9 protein-coding genes are annotated in these 9,904 nt (G+C 44.0%); 6 read left to right on the top strand and 3 right to left on the bottom strand.

All coding sequences use genetic code 11. The annotated features are described in order from the left end of the window. The 4 genes from HMPREF0849_RS02630 to HMPREF0849_RS02615 all read left to right on the top strand — a co-directional run. Positions 1-463 (top strand): threonine/serine exporter family protein (locus HMPREF0849_RS02630; RefSeq protein WP_033605356.1); only part of this gene is annotated, 463 nt, incomplete at its 5' end. A 1-nt stretch (position 464) separates the two neighbouring features. After that, a complete protein-coding gene (locus HMPREF0849_RS02625) occupies positions 465-920 on the top strand; it encodes a threonine/serine exporter family protein (protein WP_000176905.1) in 456 nt (151 codons plus the stop codon). Between the two features lie 118 nt (positions 921-1,038). Further along, complete coding sequence (locus HMPREF0849_RS02620) at positions 1,039-2,211, top strand: hydroxymethylglutaryl-CoA synthase (protein WP_033605355.1); 1,173 nt, start codon at positions 1,039-1,041, stop codon at positions 2,209-2,211. After that, the gene (locus HMPREF0849_RS02615; RefSeq protein ID WP_000704405.1) at positions 2,211-3,485 is read left to right on the top strand and encodes a hydroxymethylglutaryl-CoA reductase, degradative; all 1,275 of its coding nucleotides are present in this window, start codon (positions 2,211-2,213) and stop codon (positions 3,483-3,485) included. The genes HMPREF0849_RS02620 and HMPREF0849_RS02615 overlap by 1 nt, the downstream gene beginning before the upstream one ends. A 35-nt stretch (positions 3,486-3,520) precedes the next feature. Here HMPREF0849_RS02615 and HMPREF0849_RS02610 read toward each other — a convergent pair whose 3' ends face one another. Both HMPREF0849_RS02610 and HMPREF0849_RS02605 read right to left on the bottom strand, forming a co-directional pair. Then, the gene (locus tag HMPREF0849_RS02610) at positions 3,521-4,486 is read right to left on the bottom strand and encodes a LacI family DNA-binding transcriptional regulator (RefSeq protein ID WP_000225990.1); all 966 of its coding nucleotides are present in this window, start codon (positions 4,484-4,486) and stop codon (positions 3,521-3,523) included. After that, a complete protein-coding gene (locus HMPREF0849_RS02605; protein ID WP_000455332.1) occupies positions 4,467-5,921 on the bottom strand; it encodes a sucrose-6-phosphate hydrolase in 1,455 nt (484 codons plus the stop codon). The genes HMPREF0849_RS02610 and HMPREF0849_RS02605 overlap by 20 nt, the downstream gene beginning before the upstream one ends. 378 nt (positions 5,922-6,299) lie before the next feature. Between HMPREF0849_RS02605 and HMPREF0849_RS02600 the strand changes: the two genes are divergently transcribed. Together HMPREF0849_RS02600 and scrK are read left to right on the top strand one after the other, a co-directional pair. Then, the gene (locus tag HMPREF0849_RS02600; protein WP_001064504.1) at positions 6,300-8,195 is read left to right on the top strand and encodes a sucrose-specific PTS transporter subunit IIBC; all 1,896 of its coding nucleotides are present in this window, start codon (positions 6,300-6,302) and stop codon (positions 8,193-8,195) included. A 158-nt stretch (positions 8,196-8,353) separates the two neighbouring features. Then, positions 8,354-9,241 (top strand): fructokinase ScrK, encoded by an 888-nt coding sequence (gene scrK, locus HMPREF0849_RS02595; RefSeq protein ID WP_000164281.1) that lies wholly within the window; start codon positions 8,354-8,356, stop codon positions 9,239-9,241. A gap of 46 nt (positions 9,242-9,287) precedes the next feature. Here scrK and HMPREF0849_RS02590 read toward each other — a convergent pair. Then, on the bottom strand, positions 9,288-9,904 hold a 617-nt coding region (locus tag HMPREF0849_RS02590; RefSeq protein WP_009013539.1), incomplete at its 5' end, for a TVP38/TMEM64 family protein.

Raw genomic sequence — 9,904 nt, 5'->3', positions numbered from 1 at the left:
GACAGCCTTTAAAAAGCTGAAAGAAATCGGCGATCAAGCACTTCCTTATACAAAGTTCCAAGTGACTGTAGCAGCGACCCTCAGTGCCCCTTTCTTCTCGATTATGTTTGGGGGCAATGTTTATGACGCTTTTGGCGCAGCTATTGCGACCTTATTTGGATTTGCCTTCTCTCTCTACGTAGAGAAGTTTGTCCGCATTCCTTTTGTAACGGCCTTTGCGGGTGCCTTTGTTTTCGGATTGATCGCCCAGTTCTGGGCACGTTATACAGGATTTCCTTCGACGGCAGACCTGATTATAGCAGGAGCGGTTATGCCCTTTGTTCCAGGGATTGCTCTGACAAATGCGGTACGGGATATCATGACCAACCATATCAACTCTGGTATGAGCAAGATGTTTGAATCTTTGCTCATAACCCTCGCTTTAGGGGCTGGCACCTCTGTCGCCCTGGTTTTGATGACATAAGATGACTCTAACAAGTATTTTGCTCCAAGCAGTGGCGAGTTTACTCGCCATTATCACCTTTCTAATCGTACTGAATGTTCAACGCTCCATGCTCCTACCTGGTGGTATTTTGGGAATGGGCGTTTGGCTCCTCTATCTCGTGCTCAAAGAACCAACCAATGTTATTGTCGCGACCTTTATCGCAGCAGTAATTGGCTCTTGCATCAGTCAGATTTTAAGTATTGTCTATAAGACACCAGCAGTGGTCTTTGTCTTGGCTATTCTTGCCCCCTTGGTGCCAGGTTATTTATCCTATCGGACGACTGCTTTCTTTGTGACAGGCGATTACAGTCATGCCCTTGCCAGCGCGACTTTGGTGGTTATGTTAGCCCTTGTTATTTCTATTGGAATGGCAAGTGGAACGGTGATTTTAAAGCTTTATTACTACATCCGAAAACAACGAGGAATCTCTTCCTAATGCAGTCAAAGCAAAGACTTGATTTGTTGAATCAAGTCTTTTTTCTCTCTTTTGTTCCTATTTGTGATAAAATAGAATGAAACGATTTTTTACAATGAATGAAAAAACAGAGGTAAATATGACAATCGGTATTGATAAGATTGGTTTTGCGACCAGTCAATATGTCTTGAAATTACAAGACTTAGCAGAAGCGAGGGGAGTTGACCCCGAAAAATTTAGCAAGGGACTCTTGTTAAATGAAATCAGTATTGCGCCACTGACTGAGGACATTGTTACCTTGGCAGCTAGTGCAAGCAACTCTATTTTAACAGACAAAGAAAAAGAAGAAATCGATATGGTCATCGTGGCGACCGAGTCAGGGATTGACCAGAGTAAGGCAGCGGCAGTCTTTGTTCATGGCTTGTTAGGCATTCAGCCTTTCGCTCGTAGCTTTGAAATCAAAGAAGCCTGCTATGGAGCGACAGCTGCCCTCCATTATGCCAAGTTACATGTGGAAAATTCTCCAGAATCCAAGGTCTTGGTCATTGCCAGTGATATTGCCAAGTATGGTGTGGCAACTCCGGGTGAGCCAACCCAGGGTGCTGGAAGTGTGGCCATGCTAATCACGCAAAATCCACGCATCATGGCCTTTAACAATGATAATGTTGCTCAAACGCGTGACATCATGGATTTCTGGCGTCCAAACTATTCAACGACTCCTTATGTAAACGGCATGTACTCGACCCAACAGTATCTTGATTGCCTGACAACGACTTGGGATGAATACAAGAAACGCTATGATTGGACTATGGATGACTTTGCAGCTATCTGCTTCCACTTGCCTTATCCTAAGTTGGCCCTAAAAGGCTTGCGCAAGATGATGGACAAAACTTTGTCTAAAGAAAAACAGGATAGTTTGCAAGAGAACTTTGATAAGTCCATCCTTTACAGTCAGATGATTGGGAATATCTATACAGGTTCCCTCTTCCTCGGGCTCCTCTCTCTATTGGAAAATGCAGAGACTTTGAAGGCTGGAGATAAAATTGCCCTCTACAGTTACGGAAGTGGAGCGGTTTCAGAGTTCTTTAGTGGAGAGCTGGTCGAAGGCTATGAGGCTTACCTTGATAAGGATCGCTTGAGCAAACTTAAACAACGTACAGCATTGTCTGTTGCAGACTATGAAAAAGTCTTCTTCGAAGACTTGCAGTTGGATGAGTCTGGCTCAGCTCAATTTGCAGGTTATGAACATCAAGACTATGCCTTGGTTGAAATTGTCGACCACCAACGCCGTTATAGCAAGGTTGAAAAATAATGAAGATAAGTTGGAATGGATTTTCTAAAAAATCATACCAAGAGCGCCTGGAGTTGTTGCGAGCTCAGGCGCTCCTTAGTCCTGAAAAGCAAACCAGTCTGGAGCAGGATGAACAAATCAGCTTGTCAGTTGCAGATCAGCTGAGTGAGAATGTGGTAGGAACTTTTTCTCTGCCTTATTCCATCATTCCAGAGCTTTTGGTGAACGGTCAGGACTACACAGTTCCCTATGTGACAGAAGAACCGTCTGTGGTTGCTGCGGCCAGCTATGCTAGCAAAATCATCAAGCGAGCAGGTGGCTTTACTGCTCAAGTACATGAGCGCCAGATGATCGGTCAGGTAGCCCTTTATCAAGTTGCTGAACCTGAACAAGCGCAAGAGAAGATTGCCAGCAAGAAAGCCGAACTCTTGGAACTTGCCAATCAAGCCTATCCTTCTATCGTCAAACGTGGAGGCGGGGCGCGTGATTTACATGTAGAGCAGATCAAAGGTGAAACAGACTTTCTTGTTGTTTATCTCCATGTCGATACCCAGGAAGCTATGGGAGCCAATATGCTCAACACCATGCTAGAAGCCTTGAAGCCGGTCTTAGAAGAACTCAGTCAAGGACAGAGCCTTATGGGGATCCTGTCCAACTACGCGACTGATTCTTTGGTGACTGCAAGTTGTCGTATCGCCTTTCGCTACTTGAGTCCTCAAAGGGACCAAGGACGAGAAATTGCGGAGAAAATAGCCTTGGCTAGCCAGTTTGCGCAGGTTGATCCCTACCGAGCGGCTACCCATAATAAAGGGATTTTTAACGGTATTGATGCCATTTTGATTGCCACTGGTAATGACTGGCGTGCTATCGAAGCTGGGGCCCATGCCTTTGCCAGTCGAGATGGACACTATCAAGGTCTCAGTCGATGGAGTCTAGATAGGGACACAGAAGAATTGGTCGGTGAGATGACCCTGCCCATGCCGGTAGCGACAAAGGGTGGCTCTATCGGACTCAATCCTCGTGTAGCTCTCAGTCATGAACTACTGGGAAATCCTTCAGCTAAGGAATTGGCTCAGATTATCGTGTCCATCGGTCTTGCCCAAAACTTTGCGGCCCTCAAAGCCTTGGTCAGTACGGGCATCCAGCAAGGCCACATGAAATTACAGGCCAAATCCCTAGCTCTCCTAGCAGGTGCTAGTGAGTCCGAGGTTGCTCCCCTCGTTGAGCGCCTCATCGCAGATAAAACCTTTAACTTAGAGACAGCCCAGCGCTATCTCGAAAACTTAAGATCATAAAAAACTCAGACGAATTCGTCTGAGTTTTCTTGTACTTAAATACTTTTTCCTGGTAATAGGGTGACGGGTAAGAAGTAACCAGTTGTCGCGACCTCTTTACCTTCAATCTTCTGCAAGAGAAGATCGACAGTGAGGTGGGCAATCTCTTTCATAGGTTGCTTAATAGTTGTCAGGTGAGGATAGTAGTTCTCGATAAAGTAAGTCCCATCATAGCCGATGACCTTGAGCTCATCAGGAACAGAGATGCCTAGTTCCTGAGCGATTTTGATCACCAGAATAGCTGTCAAATCATCCGAAGCAAAAATCGCATCTGGTTTCTGATGGGTCAAGATATTCTTGATTTCCATTTCTTTTCTGACGGGAGAAAAGTCACTCGAAACATTGATAATAGGCGCTTTTGGGAGTACAGAGGCAAATCCAGCATGGCGCAGTCCAGTCGGTGAGTTGGAATTGTCATTTCCTGTAATCATGATGATAGACTGGGCGCCAGTCTTGACCAGAGTTTGGGCGGCGAGGACCCCGCCACCGTAGTTATCGGAGGAGACGACAGGGATGTCTGGTGATAGATTTCGGTCAAAGGAAATAATCGGTGCCGTCACACGATTGTAGTCTTCGATTCCAAGATTGTGACTTCCAGAAATGATACCATCGACCTGATTGGCCTCCAGCATTTCAATGTACTCTCGTTCTTTTTCAGAGTCGTGTTCGCTGTTACAGATGATGGTCTTGTAGCCATTTTTGAAGAGCTGGTGTTCCAACTTGTCGATCAACTCCGCATAAAAGACATGACTGATGTTAGGAAAAATAAGTCCAATTAACTTGGCAGATTTTCCTTGGAGGCTTCGAGCCAGATTATTGGGCTTGTAGCCCAATTCTCGCATGGCTTCATTAACCTTTTGAATGGTTTTCTCAGATAGATACCCCTTTTTATTGATGACCCGTGAGACGGTAGTGGGGCTGACGCCTGCAAGTTTTGCGACATCAGTTAGTTTTGCGACCATAATCTAATTCATAGTAAGTTCCAGTTGGGTTTCCAGACTTGATCAGGATACCATTTTGGTCTGCATGTGGGAAGACACGACCAGAAAATACTTTTTCTCCTTTATTGATGAAAATTTCAAAGACTGACTTGTCGATGAAGATAGTGGCAGTAGTAGCTTGGTTATCGATAGGGCAAGAACGAGTCGTACCAAATTCTTGGGCGTACTGTTCACCAGCCTGACTACGATCCACTGTCACCCGTCCATTGACAAGGTCAAAGTTGATTGAAAGCCCCTTGCCTTCTTTATCAGCGAGCAAGACAATCTCATTTTGGCTATTGGCCTCCAAGTTGAGCTCCAGTTCATAGGTGTTATTGGTTTGAGTACGATTTGAGAAGACCTCTTCAGAAGAACGAAGTTCTTTGACGGCTGAGACGGGATATTGGTAGAGTTTACCATCTTTGATAGTGAGTTCTTTGACCAATGAGAAGGTTCCTTGGTGGTCAAAACGGTCAGATGGGTAAGAAACATCTGGTAACCCAAGCCAACTTACTGTTAGTGCACGTCCATCTGGAGCGTTGAAGGCTTGCGTTGCATAGGCTTCAAAACCATAGTCTAGATTTTGCAATGGAGACACATCTACCATTTTGGCATTTTCAGGGGCAAAGGAAGTCCCGATTTTGTACATGTTTGGATAGATATTATCATAGTCTAGAACAGCCTTATCCAATCCTTGTGGACAGTAGAGAAGGACAGGGTGCTCCCCTACAAAGACTAGATTTGGACATTCCATCATGTAGGCAGTGCGATCGTTAGCAAAGTCAAGGTTGCCAACCGCTTGCCAGTTTGTGTAGTCATTGTCCACAGCCTTGTAGAGACGGACGAAGCCTTTTTTCTCCAAGTCCTGTCCACCGACGATGGCATAATATTGACCCTTGAAGTTAAAAATTTGTGGGTCACGGAAGTGGTCAGTAGAGTCTGCTGGCTGGTCAATCAAGATCTTGTCAATCTTTGTAATCTTGCCATCCTTATCCATCAAAGCCCCAATCTGGTAAGGGTGACGGATCCAGTTTTCATCACGGACATTTCCAGTATAAAATAGGAACAACTGATCGCCAAACTGCATGGCAGATCCAGAGTAGGCCCCGTGGCTATCTAATGGAGTATCAGGCAAAACTTTGACTCCAGTTTCTGTAAAGTGCACTAAATCATCACTTTCAAGCTGCACCCAAGATTTCAAACCATGAGCTGCACCAAAGGGGAAGTTTTGGTAAAAGAGAATCCATTTACCATCAAAATAGGAAAAGCCATTTGGGTCATTGAGAAGCCCCATTTTAGGCTCGACATGGTAATGAGTATGCCATGGAGATTGTGCCATCTTTTCCTTGATTTGCTTGATTTCATCATTAGACCAGTCTTCATAGCGTCTATAACGGCGCTCAGTTGTCCATTCCATTTTATCTTTCCTCCTAAAGTTCTACTACCTTAATAGTAAACGTTTTCGACCAAAAAAGCAAGTCTTTTATGTTAAAAAATAGCAAAAAATGTCAAACGGTTGCCATAAATCAAGTAAAGGAAATCTAACAAATTTTCACGAAAAAATGAAAGAAAATGTAAATAAAAACCTTTATTCCTCAAGTTTAAAGATATTTTTTTGAGGAAAAAGAGAATTTCCCTCAAAAACGAGCAAAAATAATCAGAGGAAAAAGAAAGGGAATAAAAATTTCTGCAAAACGCTTGACATATTTTAGAAACATGATAAAATAATAGTCGTAGGGCGGATAAAATCGCTTTCAAACACTTTACAAAATTTTATATAAGGAGATTTTTGCAAATGAACAATCAGGATATTGCAAAAAAGGTCATCGAAGCCCTTGGCGGACGTGAGAATGTCAACAGTGTAGCCCACTGTGCGACTCGCCTCCGTGTGATGGTTAAAGATGAAGCGAAAATTAACAAAGATGCTATCGAGAACTTGGAAAAAGTTCAAGGTGCTTTCTTTAACTCAGGTCAATACCAAATCATCTTTGGTACTGGTACAGTAAACAAGATGTACGATGAAGTCGTAGCTCTTGGGTTGCCAACATCTTCTAAAGAAGACATGAAAGCAGAAGCTGCAAAACAAGGAAATTGGTTCCAACGTGCCATCCGTACTTTCGGTGACGTCTTCGTTCCAATCATTCCAGTTATCGTAGCAACTGGTCTCTTCATGGGTGTTCGTGGTCTCTTGACTGCTCTTGGAATGACACTTCCAGAAGATGTGACAACTTATACTCAGATCTTGACAGACACTGCCTTTATTATCTTGCCAGGTTTGGTTGTTTGGTCAACTTTCCGTGTATTCGGTGGTAACCCAGCTGTTGGTATCGTTCTTGGTATGATGCTCGTTTCTGATTCACTTCCAAATGCCTGGGCTGTTGCGTCTGGTGGTGAAGTAACTGCAATGCAGTTCTTCGGATTTATCCCAGTTGTAGGTTTGCAAGGTTCAGTTCTTCCAGCCTTCATCATCGGGGTTGTCGGAGCTAAGTTTGAAAAAGCAGTTCGTAAGGTTGTTCCAGATGTACTTGACCTCTTGGTAACACCGTTTGTAACACTCCTTGTAATGTCAATCCTTGGATTGTTTGTTATCGGACCAGTCTTTCACGTTGTTGAAAACTACATTCTCATTGGAACAAAAGCTATTCTTAACTTGCCATTCGGACTTGGTGGTTTCTTGATTGGTGGAGTTCACCAATTAATCGTCGTATCAGGTGTTCACCACATCTTCAACTTGCTTGAAGTTCAATTGCTTGCTGCTGACCACGCTAACCCATTCAACGCTATCATTACTGCAGCTATGACTGCTCAAGGTGCTGCAACTGTTGCCGTTGGTGTTAAAACGAAGAATCCTAAACTTAAAACTCTTGCTTTCCCAGCTGCTCTTTCTGCCTTCCTAGGTATTACTGAGCCTGCTATCTTCGGGGTTAACTTGCGTTTCCGTAAGCCTTTCTTCCTTTCATTGATTGCTGGTGCAGTCGGTGGTGGACTTGCTTCAATCCTTGGACTTGCTGGTACTGGTAATGGTATCACAGTCATCCCTGGTACAATGCTTTACATTGGGAATGGACAACTTCTACAATACCTTCTTATGGTAGCTGTATCCTTTGCACTTGGTTTTGCTCTTACTTACATGTTTGGTTACGAAGATGAAGTAGAAGAGGTTGCAGGAGCAATTTCTGAAGCTGAAACAGATCGTTTGACTGAAGAAGCAGTAACTGGTACTGTGATTTCACCAAGCGAAGGTGTTATCCAAACACCAATCGTTGGTGATGTCGTTGCTCTTTCAAATGTGAATGATCCAGTCTTCTCAAGTGGAGCTATGGGACAAGGTATTGCTGTAAAACCGAGTGAAGATGTTGTTTACGCACCAGCTGATGCTGAAGTGACAATTGTCTTCCCAACAGGACATGCTTATGGCCTAAGAACAGCTAACGGAGCTGAAATCTTGATCCACGTCGGTATCGATACGGTGACAATGAACGGTGAAGGCTTTGAACAAAAGGTTGCTCAAGGCGACAAGGTCAAAGCTGGTGACATTCTCGGAACCTTTGACTCAAACAAAATCGCTGCCGCAGGTCTTGACGACACAACAATGGTTATCGTAACCAACACTGCAGATTACGCTTCTGTAACACCAGTCGCAAGTGGTTCAGTTGTCAAGGGCGACGCGATCATCGAAGTGAAAGCCTAATCCTCTTCAAGAATCAAATCTAAAAACAAAACGAACAAATGACATGTTTGTTCGTTTTTGCTTGAATGGTAAGATTTACAGAGGAAAATCTAAAATATAGAGAAATCTAGACTTTCAAAATATGCTATAATAAAGAAAATAAAAACAAGAGGTTTATCATGACAAAATTATACGGAAGCTTAGAAGCAGGCGGTACAAAGTTTGTCTGTGCTGTCGGTGATGAAAACTTTAACATTGTAGAAAAAACACAATTTCCTACAACAACTCCTATCGAGACCATCGATAAAACCATTGAGTTCTTCTCAAAATTCGATAACCTTGCTGGTCTTGCTGTCGGATCATTTGGTCCAATCGATATCGACAAAAACTCCAAAACCTATGGCTTTATCACAACGACTCCAAAACCTCACTGGGCAAATGTCGACTTGCTTGGTGCCCTTCGTCGTGCTCTTAATGTACCCATGTATTTCACCACAGACGTAAACAGCTCTGCCTACGGTGAAGTAGTTGCCCGCAACAATGCTGGCGGCCGTATCGAGAACTTGGTCTACTACACAATCGGTACAGGGATCGGTGCAGGTGTTATCCAACGTGGTGAGTTTATCGGTGGTGTCGGTCACCCTGAAATGGGGCATTACTATGTAGCTAAACATCCAATGGATATTGAAAAAGAATTCAACGGTGTTTGTCCATTCCACAAGGGCTGTTTGGAAGGCTTTGCGGCTGGACCAAGTTTGGAGGCTCGTACAGGTATTCGTGGTGAAAACATCGAACTCAACAACTCTGTTTGGGACGTCCAAGCCTACTATATCGCTCAAGCTGCTGTCAACGCGACAGTGACTTTCCGACCAGATGTCATCGTCTTTGGTGGTGGCGTGATGGCACAGCAACACATGCTGGACCGTGTACGTGAGAAATTCACAGCTCTTCTCAATGGCTATCTACCAGTACCAGACGTGCGTGACTACATTGTCACTCCAGCAGTCGCAGGCAATGGCTCCGCTACACTTGGAAACTTTGTCCTTGCTAAGAGTGTCGCAAAATAAAACAAACAGAAAATCCGCTTTGGCAACCAAACGGATTTTTCTATTCTCAAAACATCTGCCAGAAGAAATCAATAATATAGGTCAAACCATAAGTATAAACCACTAGAGTAAAGGGCTTGGTCAGAATGATGATAATCATATAGCGCTTGAAGGTCATCTTGGTGAGGGCAGCCAGCATGCAGAGAAAGTCAGCTGGACTGACAGGCCAGATCATCATAAAGATAAAGAACCGCTCGAAACGATTGCCCTTATCTAGCCAACCGATATACTTGTCATAGGTGCGCTTGCTGACGACGGACTGGACAAAGGCAGCTCCATAGAGACGGACGAGGTAAAAGATAATGGCACAGCCAATCACGATTCCGATATAGTTATAGATGGTTCCGATGATGTGGCCGTAAATAAAGACCCCAGCCACTGAGGTCAAAGCTCCCGGAATGATTGGAACAACGGTTTGTAGGATCTGTAAAAAGATAAAGAGTGGTGGTCCCCAAACCCCAGCTTGCTGGATAAAGGCCGATAGGGTTTCCTTGGATTGTAAAACACCCGCCTGATAGGCCCAAATACAGAAAATCAAGGTGCCGACTCCCCCAACGATAGATGAAATATTGATGACTTGCTGTAGAAGGGGAGAAACAGCTTTCATTTGCTTATCCTGTGACA

It is taken from the genome of Streptococcus sp. C300 (genome assembly GCF_000187645.1).
Taxonomy (GTDB): Bacteria; Bacillota; Bacilli; order Lactobacillales; family Streptococcaceae; genus Streptococcus; species Streptococcus oralis_CQ.
This window is presented reverse-complemented; position numbering and strand designations above follow the sequence as displayed.

Bases quoted from the DNA above. Each gene is read 5' to 3' on its own strand.
- HMPREF0849_RS02625 (WP_000176905.1), top strand. From the start codon at position 465: ATGACTCTAACAAGTATTTTGCTCCAAGCAGTGGCGAGTTTACTCGCC.
- HMPREF0849_RS02620 (WP_033605355.1), top strand. From the start codon at position 1,039: ATGACAATCGGTATTGATAAGATTGGTTTTGCGACCAGTCAATATGTC.
- HMPREF0849_RS02615 (WP_000704405.1), top strand. From the start codon at position 2,211: ATGAAGATAAGTTGGAATGGATTTTCTAAAAAATCATACCAAGAGCGC.
- HMPREF0849_RS02610 (WP_000225990.1), bottom strand. From the start codon at position 4,486: ATGGTCGCAAAACTAACTGATGTCGCAAAACTTGCAGGCGTCAGCCCC.
- HMPREF0849_RS02605 (WP_000455332.1), bottom strand. From the start codon at position 5,921: ATGGAATGGACAACTGAGCGCCGTTATAGACGCTATGAAGACTGGTCT.
- HMPREF0849_RS02600 (WP_001064504.1), top strand. From the start codon at position 6,300: ATGAACAATCAGGATATTGCAAAAAAGGTCATCGAAGCCCTTGGCGGA.
- scrK (WP_000164281.1), top strand. From the start codon at position 8,354: ATGACAAAATTATACGGAAGCTTAGAAGCAGGCGGTACAAAGTTTGTC.